Annotated in this window: 18 protein-coding genes and 1 tRNA gene; 8 read left to right on the top strand and 11 right to left on the bottom strand. The window is 46.0% G+C overall.

The features are described 5' to 3' along the window. Positions 1 to 5: 5 nt before the first annotated feature. Positions 6 to 593: a TetR/AcrR family transcriptional regulator gene (locus MHB54_RS03370; RefSeq protein ID WP_023988063.1), complete on the bottom strand. Its 588-nt coding sequence runs from the start codon at positions 591 to 593 to the stop codon at positions 6 to 8. A gap of 195 nt (positions 594 to 788) precedes the next feature. Here MHB54_RS03370 and MHB54_RS03375 point away from each other — a divergent pair, with 195 nt between their 5' ends. Next, a complete protein-coding gene (locus MHB54_RS03375) occupies positions 789 to 2,024 on the top strand; it encodes an MFS transporter (RefSeq protein ID WP_023988062.1) in 1,236 nt (411 codons plus the stop codon). An 86-nt stretch (positions 2,025 to 2,110) separates the two neighbouring features. Here the strand turns inward: MHB54_RS03375 and MHB54_RS03380 are convergent, their stop codons facing one another. The 4 genes from MHB54_RS03380 to fabF all read right to left on the bottom strand — a co-directional run bounded on the left by MHB54_RS03380 (position 2,111) and on the right by fabF (position 5,809). Further along, positions 2,111 to 2,851 (bottom strand): zinc ribbon domain-containing protein, encoded by a 741-nt coding sequence (locus MHB54_RS03380; RefSeq protein ID WP_028542800.1) that lies wholly within the window; start codon positions 2,849 to 2,851, stop codon positions 2,111 to 2,113. 94 nt (positions 2,852 to 2,945) lie between these two features. Beyond that, a complete protein-coding gene (locus MHB54_RS03385) occupies positions 2,946 to 3,902 on the bottom strand; it encodes a helix-turn-helix transcriptional regulator (RefSeq protein WP_023988060.1) in 957 nt (318 codons plus the stop codon). A gap of 20 nt (positions 3,903 to 3,922) precedes the next feature. Continuing rightward, entirely contained in the window at positions 3,923 to 4,429 is a 507-nt protein-coding gene (locus tag MHB54_RS03390) for a GNAT family N-acetyltransferase (protein WP_023988059.1), read from the bottom strand. A 141-nt stretch (positions 4,430 to 4,570) separates the two neighbouring features. Further along, positions 4,571 to 5,809 carry a beta-ketoacyl-ACP synthase II gene (gene fabF, locus MHB54_RS03395; protein WP_023988058.1) on the bottom strand — a complete coding sequence of 413 codons (1,239 nt, stop codon included), beginning with the start codon at positions 5,807 to 5,809 and terminating at the stop codon, positions 4,571 to 4,573. A gap of 163 nt (positions 5,810 to 5,972) precedes the next feature. Between fabF and MHB54_RS03400 the strand changes: the two genes are divergently transcribed. From MHB54_RS03400 to MHB54_RS03415, 4 genes are all read left to right on the top strand, one after another. After that, positions 5,973 to 6,812, top strand: a complete 840-nt coding sequence (locus MHB54_RS03400; protein WP_023988057.1) for a helix-turn-helix transcriptional regulator — start codon at positions 5,973 to 5,975, stop codon at positions 6,810 to 6,812. A gap of 135 nt (positions 6,813 to 6,947) precedes the next feature. Beyond that, on the top strand, positions 6,948 to 8,762 hold the full coding sequence (locus MHB54_RS03405; RefSeq protein ID WP_023988056.1) for a DEAD/DEAH box helicase: 1,815 nt from the start codon (positions 6,948 to 6,950) through the stop codon (positions 8,760 to 8,762). Position 8,763: 1 nt separating this feature from the next. Beyond that, a complete protein-coding gene (locus MHB54_RS03410; RefSeq protein ID WP_053325174.1) occupies positions 8,764 to 9,714 on the top strand; it encodes a YqhG family protein in 951 nt (316 codons plus the stop codon). Between the two features lie 260 nt (positions 9,715 to 9,974). After that, entirely contained in the window at positions 9,975 to 11,030 is a 1,056-nt protein-coding gene (locus MHB54_RS03415; protein WP_076294908.1) for a hypothetical protein, read from the top strand. A 99-nt stretch (positions 11,031 to 11,129) separates the two neighbouring features. Here the strand turns inward: MHB54_RS03415 and MHB54_RS03420 are convergent, their stop codons facing one another. Beyond that, a complete protein-coding gene (locus tag MHB54_RS03420) occupies positions 11,130 to 11,321 on the bottom strand; it encodes a YqzE family protein (RefSeq protein WP_023988052.1) in 192 nt (63 codons plus the stop codon). Positions 11,322 to 11,611: 290 nt separating this feature from the next. On the opposite strand from MHB54_RS03420, the gene MHB54_RS03425 reads away from it, so the two are divergent. Further along, positions 11,612 to 12,373, top strand: coding sequence for an N-acetylmuramoyl-L-alanine amidase (locus tag MHB54_RS03425; protein WP_028542805.1), 762 nt, complete (start codon positions 11,612 to 11,614; stop codon positions 12,371 to 12,373). Here the strand turns inward: MHB54_RS03425 and MHB54_RS03430 are convergent. The 3 genes from MHB54_RS03430 to MHB54_RS03440 form a co-directional block, all read right to left on the bottom strand. Beyond that, entirely contained in the window at positions 12,348 to 13,283 is a 936-nt protein-coding gene (locus tag MHB54_RS03430; RefSeq protein WP_264453914.1) for a divergent polysaccharide deacetylase family protein, read from the bottom strand. The two genes, MHB54_RS03425 and MHB54_RS03430, sit on opposite strands and share 26 nt — an antisense overlap. A 125-nt stretch (positions 13,284 to 13,408) precedes the next feature. Beyond that, the gene (msrA, locus tag MHB54_RS03435) at positions 13,409 to 13,921 is read right to left on the bottom strand and encodes a peptide-methionine (S)-S-oxide reductase MsrA (RefSeq protein WP_028542807.1); all 513 of its coding nucleotides are present in this window, start codon (positions 13,919 to 13,921) and stop codon (positions 13,409 to 13,411) included. 69 nt (positions 13,922 to 13,990) lie between these two features. Continuing rightward, positions 13,991 to 14,830, bottom strand: a complete 840-nt coding sequence (locus tag MHB54_RS03440) for a MerR family transcriptional regulator (protein WP_023988048.1) — start codon at positions 14,828 to 14,830, stop codon at positions 13,991 to 13,993. A gap of 136 nt (positions 14,831 to 14,966) precedes the next feature. On the opposite strand from MHB54_RS03440, the gene MHB54_RS03445 reads away from it, so the two are divergent. After that, positions 14,967 to 16,466 (top strand): MFS transporter, encoded by a 1,500-nt coding sequence (locus MHB54_RS03445; protein ID WP_023988047.1) that lies wholly within the window; start codon positions 14,967 to 14,969, stop codon positions 16,464 to 16,466. 425 nt (positions 16,467 to 16,891) lie between these two features. Here the strand turns inward: MHB54_RS03445 and MHB54_RS03450 are convergent. After that, a tRNA-Leu gene (locus MHB54_RS03450) sits at positions 16,892 to 16,975 on the bottom strand. 222 nt (positions 16,976 to 17,197) lie between these two features. Between MHB54_RS03450 and MHB54_RS03455 the strand changes: the two genes are divergently transcribed. After that, complete coding sequence (locus MHB54_RS03455; protein WP_023988046.1) at positions 17,198 to 17,734, top strand: hypothetical protein; 537 nt, start codon at positions 17,198 to 17,200, stop codon at positions 17,732 to 17,734. A gap of 142 nt (positions 17,735 to 17,876) precedes the next feature. Here the strand turns inward: MHB54_RS03455 and MHB54_RS03460 are convergent, their stop codons facing one another. Then, the gene (locus MHB54_RS03460; RefSeq protein WP_023988045.1) at positions 17,877 to 18,206 is read right to left on the bottom strand and encodes a carboxymuconolactone decarboxylase family protein; all 330 of its coding nucleotides are present in this window, start codon (positions 18,204 to 18,206) and stop codon (positions 17,877 to 17,879) included. Positions 18,207 to 18,213: the final 7 nt, after the last annotated feature.

Below are 18,213 nucleotides of genomic sequence, written 5' to 3' on the forward strand. Positions count from 1 at the left end.
CATCTCTATTTCCCATCCAGTAATATAAGTAAAGTCGCAACCGCCTGATCTACAAAAGAGCGCGCTGGACGTGATTTCATCATCACGGTAATCCCGATTAACAAAGAGACCATCGTATGGGCCAGAGCTCGTGCGTCCATGCTAGCCTCCAGCTCTCCTGATCGTATACCGCGCTCAAGGGTTTCCTGAAAGACGGCAGAAAGATACATCTGATGTTCTCTGGTTAAAATTTCAAATCTTTCATCATGAGGGGCTAATTCTACCATCGTATTGATACAAAAGCATCCCCTATTAGGCCCATCCTCGTACTCTTCTGCCACGATTCCTCCAAAAAAATTGTAAAACGCTTCTTTTACAGAAGAATTGCTTTGTAGTCTAGAGCGTACATAAGCAGCGTGGGATTGCGTATATTTGCGCAGCGCGGCTTCGAATAATTGCTTCTTGTCTCCAAAAGCAGCGTAAATGCTAGGGCGCTGAATTCCCATTTTGGAGGTTAAATCGCTTAAAGATGTAGCCTCGAATCCTTTTTCCCAAAAAATTTGCATCGCTGCATTCAACGCTTGATCTTCATCAAATTCCCGTGGTCGAACCATAAGCAGCTCCTTCTTTTCATATCGTTCAGTATATTAAGATTGTATGATCAGGAAAAGAAACTGTCAAATATGTACATGATAAACTCTTGACATTTTATATTTGCACGAGTTATATTGACCTAAATTCATTACATACCAATCGGTATATTATACTCAACGGTATGTAAATTACAGAAAGCGACGTGGTATGTGAAAATGAAGACGTCAGAAGAAAAAGCGGTACTCCTCCCTCATCAAAAGGTAGCAAATGCTGCCGAAACAGCCCCCATTCCCTCCTTGTCCCGATCTGTGGCACTCTTGTTTGCCATAGCCTGCGGGCTGGCTGTCGCTAACATTTACTATGCACAGCCATTGCTGGATGCGCTGGCAAACGAATTTGGCATTACGCACTCATCGGTAGGCATGGTCATTACCATCACGCAAATTTGTTATGCGTTGGGATTATTGCTGCTCGTCCCGCTTGGCGATCTTTTGAATCGACGACGACTGATTACAGGGCAAATGCTGCTATCCGTGCTGGCACTAATCGTGGTTAGCTTTGCTCCTACCCGTACAATACTGCTTATGGGAATGGCAATGATTGGACTGCTGGCTGTAGTCACTCAAACACTCGTGGCTTTCGCCTCTACCTTGGCTAATCCGACTGAACGTGGGCGTATCGTAGGTCTGGTGACCAGTGGAGTCGTTATCGGCATTCTGCTGGCACGAACCGTGGCCGGTGTATTAACTGATCTGGCAGGCTGGCGTTCAGTTTACCTTGTTTCTGCTATACTTACGCTGTTTATGGCTGTAGCTCTGTTGCGGGTGTTGCCAAAGAACGAACCCACAAGTGTGACACTTTCCTATCCGCAACTGCTCCGCTCGGTTATCGTACTGTTCGTGCAAGAACGAATTCTGCGTATTCGTGCTGTCCTTGCGCTGCTCATTTTTACGGCGTTCAGCATATTGTGGACTTCGCTTGTGTTACCTCTCAGTGCCCCGCCTCTATCTCTTTCACATACAGCCATCGGAGCCTTTGGCCTGGCTGGAGTCGCCGGGGCATTAGCAGCAGCACGAGCAGGGCGTCTTGCCGATCAGGGCTTGGGACAACGGACGACGGGTATCGCACTAGTTGTATTGCTGCTATCCTGGTTACCTATCCGCTACACCGAGCATTCTCTGTTCGCTTTAGTTCTTGGCGTAATACTTTTGGATTTGGCCGTACAGGCTGTACATGTCACCAACCAAAGCCTGATTTTCAATGTTCGCCCTGAGGCACGGAGCCGACTTACTGCAGGCTACATGATATTTTATTCCATCGGTAGCGCCACCGGGGCCATTGCTTCCACTCATATGTACATCTATGCCGGATGGAACGGGGTGTGTCTATTAGGAGCTGGTGTCAGTGCTCTGGCTCTCATCTTTTGGGCTGTAACTCGACGTTCAACTTGATGGGGAGACTGCTATTGATTGAATCAGAAAAAACCGCTTGGTCCACAATAATGGCCAGGCGGTTCTCTTCTGTCACGACAAAATCATCACTTGATTGCAATATAAATCAAAACAGGTTCATCTGGACTGCCATACACTTCAAAATCACCTGTGTATGTCCGCTCCCCTTGTCCCATGGCAGCCCACTCCCAAATCGTCTGCCATACACGGAAGACAGAAGAAGGTTCCTGAGTTGCCTGAAAAATAGCATAGCGTGCAGCCGGAATGACAAGTTCTTCAAGATCGTCAGGAGTCTGGAAATCAACAGCCACTTCCTTCCCGATAAAAAATGTATACTCGCCCAAAGCTCCATTTTCATAGTCAGTATAGCAACCATAGACAGAAGCATGTCCTGCTTTTTCCTTTATCCGACCAGGCACGTCCTCACTCCAAAAACGTTCCCACATGTTTGGAATGATCCCGTGAGATGTTTGTTCATTCTGATTACTTGTACGTGCTTTCAACCCAATCAAACGGATCTCACCTCGATATTCTTCCCGAATGGGTCCATCCAGTGTAAGCCCCGTATCCTCTGAGGACCGCCATCGTTTCAAAAACGGCAGGTAATTACGCAGCATCGAAGTCGCTTCTTCTTCCTGCATCCCCTTCTCTACCAGGAAAGGCACAGACTGCTGAATCATTCCCTCCATAGTCAATTCAGGCTGTACAAATTCGCCTTCCTTGTAACAATACTTGCAATACTCATCCGTTTTATGATGTTGTGCATCCGTTCCATATTGGTCCTCATGCTCCAACGGCATCCCGCAACTTTGACAAGCTTTATCCATCCTCGTAAATCCCCTTTCGCTAACTGATATCAGGTATGCCACCAGTATAACGAAACAAACCTGACAACTATGGGTCAGGTTTGTTTTACTTAATCTAAGATGATTCCCGAACTTCTTCATAATTAGACGCAATACTCAGCGCCATCTTATGAATCTTGTCTCGCAAATGGGCTGGTTCCTTGACAACCACATCCGGTCCCAGGCTTAAAATAAATCCGTACGCCCATGCATCCTCGGGAAACGGGACCGAAACCGTGTAGATCCCTTCCTCCTGCTCGGTCAATGCTTCTACGCCAAACCAGTCCTCCGCCAAATGCCTTGAATTACGGTTAAATTGTAGCGTAAATGGTTGTACGGCTCTGGATGCCTCCATCCGTCCCTCATTCCACGGCAGCACTTCATAAGAAAGGTCCCTGCGAGCAAAAACTGTCTCTGTAACCACAGGGTCACTCATGCGGGAGAGTTTGAATAGACGAAACTGCTCCCTATCGGGACAATACGCATATACAAACCATTGTTGTCCTTTCAGAACGAGCGTATGCGGTTCAACATTCCGTTCCGTTATGGCTCCTTCCGCATTTCGATAGGTAAAAGCGACAGTACGCGCTTGGCTCATTGCTTCTTTCACCTTTTTCAATTTGCCTTCCTGTGCAGCTTGATTTCCCCATCCCGAATGATCGACGATAAACTGTGTGGTACGGACACTAAATCGCTCTTTCCCGGACTCCGGTATAATACTTTCAAATTTATGAAGTAACCGCGACACATTGGGGCTGCCCAACGTCGAGGACAAACTCTGCAGCCCCATCACAATGTCCTTGACATCGTTATCCGTCAGCATACTGCGATCCAAACGGTATCCTTCCATCAGACCGATTCCCCCATTGGCTCCCTGATAAGTCACCACCGGAATACCTGCCATACTAATCGCTTCAATATCTCTATAGATCGTCCGGATCGAAACCTCATATAAATCAGCCAGTTCCTTCGCTTGTACTCTATTTTTCTTTAGCAGCAAAATGACGATAGAAAGCAATCGGTCAATTTTCATTTTTTCAAAACCTTTCACCCTTAGTAAAAATAAGCCATGAGTTCCTCATTATATTCCTGTCCGTGATATTCTAAAGCATTCTTTTCTATACCATAGGTTTCAAATCCCAACTTCCTATACAGCTTAACAGCAGCTTGATTGGTAGTTACCACACTCAGGTTAATTTGCTTCAAACCTTCCAATTTTCTACCTTGGCTGATGACTTCCAATAAAAGTTTTTTAGCGATCCCCTGACCTCGGTAGGTCGATGGTACATAAACTCCCCAAATCGTTCCTTTATGCTGCGTTTTTATTTTTTGTTCTCTTCTAAACCCAGTCATACCAGCCAGCTGATGATCCTTTGTAAATGCACCAAGTATGTAATGATCTCGTTTATTTTGTATCTGCTTCACCACATCAGATAATGGAACTCGTGCAGCTTCCTCATAGGAGGTTCCAAAAGCTTCAGGGTTCATTTGCAGGGCTTCCAGTCTCAAATTCCAATACGCTTCAGCGTCTGCTGATTGTATGTTCCTGATTAAAATCATGGTTTCACGTCCCTCCAAATGTTTTCCTTCATCTTACTCTATCTTTTATCTAAAATGAATCTGTTATTCTTCGATTAAAATAACCTCAGGTGCTCTATCCAGCCGGATAGAATGCCTGAGGTTTCAATAACTCCTTACAAATTATGACTCGTAGCGCTTCAGCACAATAACCGCATTATGACCACCGAAGCCGAAAGAATTAGATAGCCCAATATTTAGTGGAACCTTGCGCGCTTCGTGAGGCACATAATCCAGATCGCAAGCAGGGTCTGGATTATCCAGATGCATGGTTGGAGGAATGATACCTTCTCGCAGGCTTTGCACAAGTGCAATCGCTTCAACACCGCCCGCAGCCCCCAGCATATGACCCAGCATGGACTTATTCGCAGTAACCGGAATCTGATAGGCATAATCACCAAAAAGCTTGTGGATTGCAAGGGTCTCAGCGACATCCCCGACAGACGTACTCGTCGCGTGGGCGCTAATCACGTCCACTTCTTCAGGTGAGATGTGAGCCGAACGAAGGGCCGCTTTCATCGCCAAGTAAGCTCCGGTTCCTTCGGGATGCGGTGCAACCATGTGATAAGCATCCGAACTGGCTCCATAACCGATGACCTCACCATAGATTTCCGCACCACGTCGGATAGCGTGTTCCAGTGACTCCAGTACCAGAATACCTGCACCTTCGCTCATGACAAAGCCGTCCCGATTCTGATCAAAAGGTCGACTTGCTATAGAAGGCTCCTCGTTACGTGTGGACAAGGCAGTCGCATTAGCGAAACTCGCCAAGGCCAATCTAGTCACCGCCGCTTCAGCCCCACCGGCAAAAATGACATCCGCATCTCCTGTACGAATCGTCCGAAACGCCTCTCCAATTGCTGTATTCCCAATAGAGCAAGCCGTCACGGGTGAAAGCGTAGGTCCCATCGCTCCAAACGCGATACTAATTTGAGCAGCAGCCATATTCGAGATCATCATAGGTACCAGCGTCGGGCTAACTCTGCCCGGTCCACGATGTAGCAGAACATCTACATTGTCCACCAACGTATCCAAACCGCCGACTCCCGATCCCACATAAACACCGACACGCTCCAAATCGGTATGATCCAGTTCCAGACCGGAATCCTTGAGCGCTTGTTCTGCCGCATATAATGCAAACTGAGTAAACCGATCCATTCGTCTAGCATCTTTACGTCCCCATTGCTTTTCTGCATCAAAATCCTGTACCAGTCCAGCAATTTGTGCTTTCAAATCGGACACATCGAATGTATCAATTTTACGTATACCTGAATTGCCTTCCAGCAAATTCTTCCACAACGTGTCCACTTCATTACCCAGTGGGGAAACGACACCCATACCTGTTATCACTACTCTTTGCATAAGCTATTCATTCCTCCTGCTCGGTGACTTACTTATAATCCTCATTTTAACCTCGTCTTATCCTATTACAAGTGTTTGTTTATCCTGGTATAATGAACACTACTATAGTAAACGCCTTATTTGCTCACTTCGGATATACCCATTGAATGGAGAGAAAATACCTATGAAAACGGAAGCACGTCTGGAAGCACTGTCTGTTTTTCTAAAAACAAAAAGAGCCCGCCTACACCCACATATGGTCGGTCTCCCCCAAGGATCACGTCGCAGAACACCAGGCTTGCGCAGAGAAGAAGTCGCTCAGCTGGCAGGTGTCAGTACGACTTGGTATACCTGGCTGGAGCAAGGACGAGATATTAAGGTGTCCGCCTCTGTGTTGGATGCTATTGCTGCCGCATTGCAGTTGAACACAGACGAGCGCAAATATTTGTATGATTTGGCGATCGAAGCCGGGTCTCACAGCCTTCCTGCTCCTGCAGAGCAAGCCGTCATTTCCCCCTCTCTGCAAAAGATCGTACAAGAGCTACACTACTGCCCTGCTATTATTTCAGATCGGCGCTGTCATATTGTCGGCTGGAACGCCGCTGCTGCTCATGTTTTTATGGATTTTGCCGAGCTACCCCATGAGCAACGCAATATGATTGAACTGCTATTCACCAAAAAGGAGTTTAAAAGTCTAGCCGTGAATTGGGAACACTTTGTAAAGGGATTCCTTGCTATTTTCCGCGCTTATTACGGGCAATACGTGACAGACCCCTGGTATGCACAATTTATACAAAATATGAGCCAGGCCTACCCAGAGTTTAACGAGCTTTGGAATCAGAGCGAAGTAAGCTCCGCACCGGAGGTGCTCATTGAATTTCGACATGCCAAGGCTGGCAAAATGCTATTTGACCTGACTTCTCTTCAGGTACAAGGCAGTGTTGATCTCCGTTGTAGCATTTACACCCCCAATGCGCAAACCTCTACGGAAAGTAAACTCCAAAAGTTAATGGAAGGCAGCTAAAGGATTTCATCCCTCCTGTTATGAAGATATCTTTTTCCGTCCATACTACATCTACGATCTGTGCTAAATAGATGCCACATATGTGACAGAACCAAGAGCTTCAACTGTGCTACTACCAGGAGGGAGGGAATCATCATGAAAGCCAAATCGACAAGTTCCCCGCATATACACAATCAAGAGCCACTGCCTGTTCCGGTGCAATTTGATCGAAGCTGGCAGGATGAGCTGGACCAACGCCTACGCAAAGGTGGCCCTTGGGGAGATTGGAATCTGTATCAGCTGGCCATTGAGGCTGAAAAAGCCAAGCTGGTGCCGAGCTTCGATGAGCTTCAATGTCTACAGCATTTGCAAGACCTCACTCCACTACCCCATCAGCTGGATACCGCTCGGAAGGTACTGTTTCAAATGTCCGGACGTGCCATTCTTGCCGATGAAGTCGGCCTAGGCAAAACGATCGAAGCTGGAATGATCCTAAAAGAATATCTGGTTCGCGGGCTGGCTTCCAAAGTGCTTATTCTTGTACCCGCATCCCTGGTCCTACAATGGGTGCGTGAGCTGAACAGCAAATTCGGTATTCCCGCTGTCGCCCAGAAGAAAGCGTATTCTTGGTCTTCCGAGGTCGTCGTGGCCTCTATGGATACCGCCAAGCGGGAGCCCCATAGTAACATCCTGCTAGATACCGATTATGACCTGCTCATTATAGACGAGGCTCATAAGCTGAAAAATAAAAAGACATCCAACTACCAGTTCATTATGAAGCTGCGTAAAAAATATTGTTTGCTCCTGACAGCAACACCTGTACAAAACGATCTGTCTGAGCTGTTTAACCTGATTACACTGCTCAAGCCCGGTCAATTGGGAAGACATGGCGATTTTTCAGCCAACTTTGTTGTAGATAAACGTCTGCCTAAAAATGAAGATCAGCTCAAGGATGAGCTGTCTAAAGTCATGATCCGCAATCGTCGCGGAGAAGGCCCGGTTCAATTCACCAAACGAAATGTTTCCAACATTCACTTGGAACTTTCGCCGGAAGAGCAAGCGCTGTACGATGGGGTGACCTCTTTTGTCAAAGAGCAATACCAGGCGAATGGCGGAAATTTAAGTAGCATGCTGTCTCTCGTCACCCTTCAACGGGAAGTGTGCAGCAGCCGGGACGCTGTGTTCGTGACTCTGGTCAATTTGTCTAAAAAGATGGCTCCAGACTCTCCTCTACGCGATCGTGTCTGGGATTTGGTTGCACACATTAAAGCGATCAAGGCCAATTCCAAAGCAGAAAAAGCGCTTGAGCTTATCCGTCAGATGAACGAAAAAGTAATCATTTTTACAGAATACCGAGCCACACAGGAGTATTTGCTGAACTATTTCCGTGACCGTGGCCTATCTGCTGTTCCTTACCGAGGCGGCATGAACCGTGGACGCAAGGATTGGATGATGGATCTGTTCCGTGGGCGCATTCAGGTCATGATTGCCACCGAAGCGGGTGGTGAAGGCATTAACCTGCAATTTTGTCACCATATGATTAACTTCGATTTACCGTGGAATCCCATGCGCGTGGAGCAGCGGATCGGACGGGTACATCGACTTGGACAGACGCATGATGTTAATATTTTTAACTTGTCCACAACTGGAACGATTGAGGAGCATATCCTGCATCTGCTGCATGAAAAGATAAATATGTTTGAGATGGTCATTGGCGGATTGGACGTTATTCTGGAGAAGTTTGAGAAGAAAGAATCCATTGAAAAAAGTTTGTATAAAATTATGCTTGAATCCAGTAGCGATGATGAAATTCGCAAAAAAATGCAAAATCTGGGTCACTCGCTGGATTCCATCAAACAGGAAATGGAACAACTGCGCACAGACCAGCCAAACACCGAGGATTTATTAGGCTTAGCAGGCAATACGGTTCCTCCGGGCAAAGCTCGACGCAGTGTGAAGGGAGGTCGCTAGTTTGACCATGAATGCACAGCAAGTCCAGCGCTTTGTCCACACCTATCTGGAAGCTACCGGATGTAGTGTCATCGAAAGGTCGCCCCACCATGTAACCGTCAAGCTTTCTCCAGAAGCGGATAAAGCCTTAACAAACCGCCCCTACTATTGGGGATACGTAGAGCGTACTGGCGTTCCAGCGCAGACGATGTCCTTCACTTTCATCTTTGATGGGGAAGCCTATCGCACAGAACAGGAACGTTTAGCGGATCATACGCCACCAACTCCAGCATCAGGCAACGCAGCACAGGATCAGGTCATGGGGCGTTACTTCGGTCATGTACCGACGTTACCACAATTGGGACCTGGACGTATTTTGCAGGAGGAGCTTCGATATGGAAGCCGTCGGCTGCATCAAATTTTTGAAGCCGCACGGGATGGAGGGAAATATGTTTATTTGTTTGAGCAGCCTGATGCCCGTCAGCTGTCTGCCCGCTCTCCCGTAGTCTATGAAGCTTGGCTCAGCATTTGCTATAAGATTGAATTCGCCTGCGATTTGAAGCGTGAGGAACTTCAGTGGCTAGGTATTTCGCTCAAAAGCGGCACCATTGTAACCGATTTTGGCGCCATGCTCGAAACCCGGCAGCTCAGCCCGCTGCTGGCGGGCAATATGCATGTACAGCCTGCCAAGCTATCTGTCCCTGAAGCTTCCACCTCGCTTGAAAGCTACATCACTGAACAACTCCGTCAGCAAGATTATGGTTGGGCTGAGCAGGCGAAGGAACGATTGCGCGAGGAATTGGAGGTTATTGACCACTACTACGATGATCTAATCAAAGAGCAGAAAGAGGAAGAGGATAAAAAAGAAGCCATTTCAGAGCAGCATCAAGCCCGCCGTAAAGAAATGGTATGGCAATATGAGCCAAAGGTACTCGTATCCGCCATTAACTGCGGGATATTTCATCTGCGGTAACCGATATCTCTCGCTCCTTCGCAGGAAAGTTGCAGAGGTATCGTCAGCTTGTAACATCTTGCTTCAGCCTACATCAGTTTCCGCTGCTGTAACCACAAGTTTGGTTAAACATGTCTCCTATGTATCGACAGCAAAAAACGAACCTGGATACGACATTTATGCCGACAAGGTGCAGCAGTCTTTTTATCGGACAGGCTGTATGCTGGATAAAAAAAGAATGCCTCCGTCGGGCAATCAAGCCGACAGAAAGGTGGATTACATTGAATAAGAGTCATTCCGGGCACTATAGCATAGGTATGATCGCAGCTGTTCTGATCGGCCTGTCCGCAGTCTGTCCGTTCGCTTCCATTCATGCGGCTCCCTCAGTCGCACAAAGCAACAATTTAAACTCGGTGTCTCTCTACAACGAAAGCTCGTGGGTTCCTCCATTGAACTTCACGAGTCCGGTTACCTCTTCCCCGGGTGACGTTTCTGCAAGTTTTCCTACTGAGGAGCAAGGCGTGCCCGCAGACGTAAAACAGGCTGCGAACAACACAGTACAATCCCTATCATCGCAGCCCCCTTTTGCCTCGTGGAAAGATGCTGAGCTTAGCTATCATCCGCTCGGACCTGGAACCCATAGTTGGCTTGTTCAAGTAAACCGTGCGGGAGAATACATCGGCTACCTGATTATCGGCTCAGACTCCAATGGCGCATATCAACTCAACGAATACGGGAATGGTCCGGGCGGGCCTTATAGTATGGCTGTACTTCGTCAATCCCTGGTGTCGCTCACAGATACTGATCTTTCATCTATCGACAAGCTGCAAATCACACCTATGTATGAGGAACCGCTACTAGCCTACTGGCTGGTGCGTTCCTCTACAGGCAGCGAAATATGTATTGATGCTGTGACTGGCGATCCGTTACCTGTAGAAGTGGCAGATGGGAGTTGGAAACATAAGCTCCAGAACAACGCATTCTCTTTATCTGTACCCTTTTTGAAAACAAAGGCGCAAGCGGTTACGGTCTCGTCTGCTCCTTTTGATCCCTATGACGATCTGGGTTGGCTTCAACCCAAGCAAAAACTTTCTGTCCGTAACACAGCCCAATTTATGGATACACTGAGTATTTCACCGCGTATTATATTTTCTGCCACAGGTATCAATTTTGCCTTTGGAGGTCCCTTATCCATTAGTGGGTATCAATCCTGGGTATCCCCAGATCATCCGTCCCAACCCAATTTATATGCGTTAACCTACCATCATGGACTGTCCCGATTTGTACCCTTAAAACAGTTATTGTCAGCTGGTGAATTTTATCGTTTGGACTCTTAGTTATTAAGAAACACGCAAAATGATTCGGAATGATACCTACAACACAAAAAGAGACCTCAAATGGCATACCCTATGCCTCTTGTGGTCTCTTTGGCGAGTTTAGTGTCGCTCTCTTCGTTCTCTGCGTGTGGATTTCATCCACATTTTCAGAGCGAGAGGCAACATGCCAAACCATTTGCTCACCCACGGCTCTCTGGCTTGTTTTTGACTGCGCCGAACATCACGCGGCGTTTCCATATAGCGAACAATTCGCTGCGTAATATACGTCACCAGTTCGTCACTCTTCGCCATCCTCCATGACCTCCTCTATTCTGCCCCTATCATGTCCATTCACATTGCTTGGAAATATCGGATTTACACGTTAGGTGCAGATACAACTAGCTTGCTCATTTTCCAAAAGGTCTAACCCCTGTGGGAATAACTATGCATGGTTTCCCTTAAATGGAACATACTATCTTCAACATAACGGTTACCTCAAGGTTAATTGTTATGTTTGAAGGCAGCTACGTTGCTTTAGGTTTGATGTCTGTTATGCATGGTTTTTCAGTAAACAATCAATTCGTCCACTGGAGGAATAGAACGTGCGAAAAAAAAAGTTAAACAAGATATGGCTGAAAGGGCTGGGGTTGAGTCTATGCATCCTTTGCAGTGCTGTATTTGCCCCATTTACCTATATAGCTGCTCAGCCCAACGAGAAAAGTAGCGAACCGAACAAGTATACAGAGGGTCCATCCAACGTACATTCGTCCTATCACGCTTTTGCCAAGCCCGTTGTCCTGATTGATGTAGGCCATGGCGGTGTGGATGGTGGAACAAGTCACAAAGGGCTTTTGGAAAAAGATATCAATCTCGCCATTGCTCAAAAGCTGTACTTGATCTTACGCTCCCAGGGTTACCCTGCTGTCCTGAATCGGGACAAGGACTACGCACTGAGTGACGATAACCGTTGGTTGCAGTCCAAATCCCGGCACCTTAAAGACCTGGCTCAACGTAAAAGTCTAACAGAACAACTGCCCACCGCTTTGGTTGTAAGCCTGCATGTCAATTGGACCAAACGTACCGAAAAACGTGGACCCATTGTGCTGTATCAGGATGAAGGCAGCAGCTATCTGTTGGCTGAACGGATTCAGCATTCATTAAACCGCTTATTTTGCATGAATAGAGAAACAGTGTACGGAAAACCCTTTTATCTTCTGAATAAAATCCAGCATCCCGCTGTAATTGTGGAAACCGGATTTATCAGTAACGAACAGGACAGAGCCATGCTTTCCGGGGATCGCGGTCAAAAAAGCATTGCTGAAGCTGTTGCCGAAGGCATTATTGCGCATCTGACGGCATGGTAGTGTTGGTGGCTGGGTCTCCAGTCCATCCCCATACAGCACGCACCAAATCGCTAATACCCACAAATTTGGCGTGCTCCTTTAGCTTGGGAACCGATGAATGAAGAGCCGAGGATGTATACATGCCAGACACGCCAACGTGCCCAATCGTTACGCATGTATCGTGCTCGTCCAGCCACTCAACCACTTTTGTAAGTTGCCGATTCACATGAGCGAGTGTATGGACATCATCCAGGAAAACATCATTGCGTACCGGTGGCATTCCCTTTTTAGCGGCAAGTTCAGGTACCACTGACCAATAATTAGTACGGCTGTCGACAAAAAATAGTCCATGCTCCTTACAAACATCAAGAACAATAGACATAATGCGTTTATCCGAAGTGACCTTGGAACCCATGTGGTTGTTCATTCCTATCGCATAAGGAACATCCTTTATGGCTGCTGTCACCTTAGCGCGTACTTCTTCATCCGTCATATTTGTCTTAATTGCTCCGGGTCCAAGCCATTCGGGCTTTCCCTGCTTTGGTTCCATTGGAAGATGGACGATGACATCATGACCACGCTTATGCGCTTCCATAGCGTCCTGCTTGGTTGTAGGCAGGAAAGGCATCACAGCAACGGTAATCTTAACGGGTAAATTTAAAATTTGCTCAGTCCCTTTCATATTATTTCCCAGATCGTCGATAATGACGGCAACCATCTTTTGCGGCACGTCCTGTTTGTCTAATGCTTTTGCAACACCAGTACTACAGACCATGAATAACATGCATACCGAAATACAGAGTACTACGGTTCTCCGTATTTTAGAGCTTGAATGGAATACAGATACATAAGCTGGCTCTTTCCGGCCGCGAGATGCCTTTAAAGCCTTTTTTATTATGTTTCTCATGTGTAGCTTCCGTCGTGTACTCATTGCGGGTCAGCCTCCTTCTCTGTCCCTTCATTGTGTGAGTAACCTCGTCTAAATATGTATAAGGCAGATCCATGGAATACTCCCTGATCTGCCTTATCGTGCGTAGAAACGTATATTAAAGCCGCTTACCAGTTCTTATCAATAAATTCATCACGGCCTGATTGGGCCCGATCTTCCTTATAGTGCTTCACGTTTTTCTTGTGGTAATCCTGATGATAATCCTCTGCCGGATAAAAAATAGAAGCAGGAAGAATCTCCGTTACAATTGGCTTATCAAAACGTCCACTTTGTACCAACTGCTCCTTGGACTGTTGCGCAAGCTCACGTTGCTGCTCTGTATGATAAAAAATTGCGGGTTTATACTGTGTACCCCGGTCCTGGAATTGACCTTCCCCGTCGGTAGGATCTGTTTGCGGCCAATATAATTCGAGCAGCTTTTCATAAGGAAACAGCTCAGGCTCAAAAGTAATCTGCACCACCTCGTAGTGACCTGTAGTTCCTGTTTTAACCTGCTCGTAGGTCGGATCAGGAATCGTTCCTCCAGTGTATCCTGACACAATGCCATGAATGCCCGGCTGCTCCTCAAACGGAGTCACCATACACCAGAAGCATCCACCTGCAAAAGTTGCTTTCTCCATATTTCATCCAACCTTTCAATAACTTCATCATAAAGTGCGTTATTTTCTATCATATCTTAAAAGATAACCTTATAAAAGAAATTTTCTCCCTTTACAAACCTCAACCGATATCCGTATTACATAGTCGTCTGGATTTTTTTCTGCGAAATAGTTGAGCAAATCCACTGCGTACGCACTCCCGCACACAGTCATCCCTTTACTCGCTATATACTCTTTTATAACGGAGTACGCTTCAGACATTGTTTCATATGATCCTCTGTGATTTAAGACAGCATAGAGGCCTTTGGGTTTGGTAACTATTCTCTCTCCCACAGTCGGAGCCTTTAGCTTATTGGCAATATAATCGGAATAATAATCCCCTGACTCAAACCGATCCTTGGATAAAATGGTCCAGATCGGAAACTCATAATCAGTAAAGTGATTTTCGCAATAATCTCGATGTTCATTTAATTTGTGAGCAAACTCCTTATCACCATCACCCTGTTCCAGTTGTGTGGCAATGAAATATTCCTCTTCACATTCTTCTATTGACGGTCCATCGTGTAACTCTCCCTTGGCTTGCTCCGTCATTTCAATGGCACCTTTCAATAGGCTTTGCATCCGTTTTATTCTAATCCGTTCCACTTCAAGGTCATGCAGTTTCTGTTTGAATAGCTCTATGAGCAGAGGCGTATTCTGATTCTCAATAAATTCCTTGATTTCCTGTAGTGAGCTTCCCGCCTTCTTTAGCACATTAATAATATCAAGCGCGTAGCATTGCTGAATGGAGTAAAAACGATAGCCTTTTGAGTTTGTGAATTCTGGTTTCAAGAGCCCGATCTCATCATAATGGAACAGGGTATGTTTGGTGACTCCGCAAGTCTTGGCCAGCTCACTGGTAGTAAAGTATGGGCTGTGACTTTTTGACATAACTCATTCCTCCGTTATGTTTTAGAAGTTTAGTATGTCTATTTTATCCCGAGAATTAGCACTTGACTATAGGGTAACCCTATAGATTAAGGTTTTAAATTGTAATAACTTAAATTTATATTCACGGAGGAACAACATGTCTAAATTCAAACGCTGGTTGGTTCTGGCTATCGTATCAAGCGCTCTTTTGCTTATTGTGATGGATATGACCATCCTGTATACCGCATTGCCGAGCTTAACCCATGACCTCGGTGCATCAGCGTCAGAAAAATTATGGATTCTCAATGGCTACTCGCTCGTTATGGCGGGTCTGCTGCCAGCAATGGGAACGCTTGGGGACCGCTTGGGTTATAAAAAAATCTTTACCCTCGGGTTGCTTGTATTTGCTGCTGCTTCGCTTACTGCCGCCTTTTCCCCCGTGCCCTTTGTATTGGTGGCGTCTCGGGTTCTTCTTGCAGTCGGAGCGTCTATGATGATGCCCGCTACCTTGTCAATCATTAGGGTTACATTTACAGATGAACGCGAGCGTGGATTCGCGATCGGCATTTGGGGCTCCGTTTCTGCAGGAGGAGCAGGACTAGGTCCTATCGTCGGGGGGCTTCTTTTAGAGCATTTTTGGTGGGGTTCTGTATTTTTGATTAACTTGCCGATTGCGATCATTGCTTTTGCATTAACTCTGATTTATGTTCCAAAACATGCGGGCAATAAAGAGAAAAAATGGGATCTTACCGGCTCCATCCAAATCATGATCGCCATGGTGGGACTCATCTATTCCATCAAAGAGTTTGCTCGTCGTGACGGGTCTCCAATATTGGCCGTAATAGGTGCGGTTATCGGCGTCTTGGCACTTATCATCTTTATCCGTCGTCAAAATAAAAGCGCTAGCCCTCTTATTGATCTTACTTTATTTAAAATTACAAGGTTCAGCACCGGATTTATAACGGCCTTGGTGGGTGCATTTACACAGATGGGGATTCAATATATTGTAACCCAGCGTCTTCAACTGGTGGAAGGTCTGTCGCCTCTCCAAGCAGGACTGTACACGATCAGCATACCGATTGCATCTCTCATTGCCGGCCCCTTAACCGGGTCCATATTGCATCGCTATGACGTTATCCGTATTAAAAGCTTCTCTCTTCTGATTGCCGGTCTGGGAATGGGCATCTATCTCACGCAATTTAATTCAGGCATGGCCGGGCAGATTCTTGGATTGGCTTTACTTGGTGTGGGTTTGGGAGCAGGTATGACAGCAGCATCTCACTCCATTATGAACTATGCCCCGGCACACAAAGCAGGCATGGCTGCATCGATTGAAGAAGTTGCCTATGAAATGGGAGGAGCATCGGGGATTGCTATCATCGGAAGCATGTCAACTCTTGCGTATTCCCTAGCTATGAAAGTCCCTACGGGACTCCACGTTCCAGCGAATGTGAAAGACAGCCTGGATGAAGCGCTCATAGCTGCAGAGGGTTTGCCTGCCCAGGCTGCAGAAGCACTGAAAGATGCGGGCCGTTCTGCTTTTGATCAATCCTTTTTTGTTATCCTTGTGGGAGTAACTGCAATTTTGGTGGTAGCTTCGCTAGTTGTTCGTTTGGCAGGGGCGCGCTCCAAGAAAAAAAGAGATGTTGAGTTTTGATACAGTTAATTCCATGTAGTTAATTCTAAACAACTGCCGCTACATCTCACGAGCGGCAGTTGTTTTATTTGTTATTTTTTAATCGCCTCCAAAAGTCTCGTATTTAGTAGATTCAATTAGGAAAATTTCGACAGCCATTGGTAAGCATATTGAGTAGATTGAACTGAAATAAGATCAAGCATGGCAAGGCTGGAAAGAAAGAGATAGAAGAGGTGAAAATATCGACTTCATAATAGAAATGGGAAAAAATCCACCGGAATGCGCTTATAAGGTCATTCCAACAGTAGACTTATTATCCTGTTCTCATAGCTTCGGAGAGATTTCTTCGACACAGGTCTTGGGTAACAACTTAAATCTTTTAAGCATACAAAAAGGTCCGCAAACTGCTACAAAAGCAATTCACGAACCTGTATATTATAAGATGATGCGGTCGAGAGGACTCGAACCTCCACGGGGGTTAGCCCACACGGACCTGAACCGTGCGCGTCTGCCAATTCCGCCACGACCGCATATATGTTGTCATATACCTCGAAAGATCAATCTTTCTTAGCGACAAGATAGATCATACCATGCTCATATCAAGATGTCAAACCTTTTATGTTTGTTAATTTCCCCTTGATAAAAAAGGAATAATAAACTAAAATAAGAACATAAGTTCTCGGGAACGAAGGTTCTTTTTTTTTCAATCGGTTATGAATTATCATCACATTTTCCTAAGGCGGTGAATGGTAATGACTTCTTTAGATACTACTCAGCATGAATGGTCTCTTGTGAAAAGTTATCTGCTCCTTACCTTTATTCAAAAAGTATTTGAGCGGGACAGCCTAATTCTTGAAGAAAGCGGTATGCTGAAAACCCCTGATCTTTATGTCGAAATGGTTAACGCAGGTGTAGATCGTACCGGAATCCTGCTATCTGAAATAAAGCATGAATTTAATAAATATCACATTCATGTTCTAGACATACAACAAAACCACTCCGGCGTTCACGCCACCTATATAAGTAAAGGAAATAAAGAGCAGTTCAATATGGCTATGCCAGCATTCCGTAAAGAAATGTATGAGCGGATGCGAGCATATCTGGGGCTCTCGACCTCCATGCCTCATACAGCCGCCCTTCCTTTACTAGAGAAACATCGCCCCGAATTACCAAACAATTCAACTTCCAAACCCCTACGCATCGTTGAACGAAGTTTGGTTACATCCTCTTTGGCCTATAAGCGTAAAACGTCTCGCCCTGCTGCTTTTGCCGCAAGCAGAAGAGCATAGTCCCCGCACAACAAACACGCAAAAGAAAGAAGCTTCCGCAGACACCAACTGTGCTCGGAAGCTCCTTTCCATAACCATCATATATCAAAATCGATCTATATTCGCTATCACGAAGTATAAGCATATCTATTAATGATTTGCTTTATTGCAACGCCTTCTGTACACGCGTAACCCCTTGACTTAGAGCATGTCCTCCACCTACTGCTGCGGCCACAGCAATGGTCTCCATAATTTCCTGATCACTGGCTCCTTTGGACCGCGCCTCGTCCACGTGATAAAACGTGCATACTTCATTGTTGGCAAATAAGCCAATGCCTAGCGCAATCAGTTGCTTGGTTTTCTCATCTAAGCTGCCGGCTTGAAAGCACTCTCCGGTAAAGCGATGATATGCATGAACTACCTCGGGCAACTGATCTTTCAAATGGCTGATTTGATCCTTGTATGCATGTACTTTTTCGTCCATAACCGTCATTGACACA

Origin of the sequence: Paenibacillus sp. FSL M7-0802, assembly GCF_038004945.1 — a bacterium.
Classification (GTDB): Bacteria; Bacillota; Bacilli; order Paenibacillales; family Paenibacillaceae; genus Paenibacillus; species Paenibacillus polymyxa_B.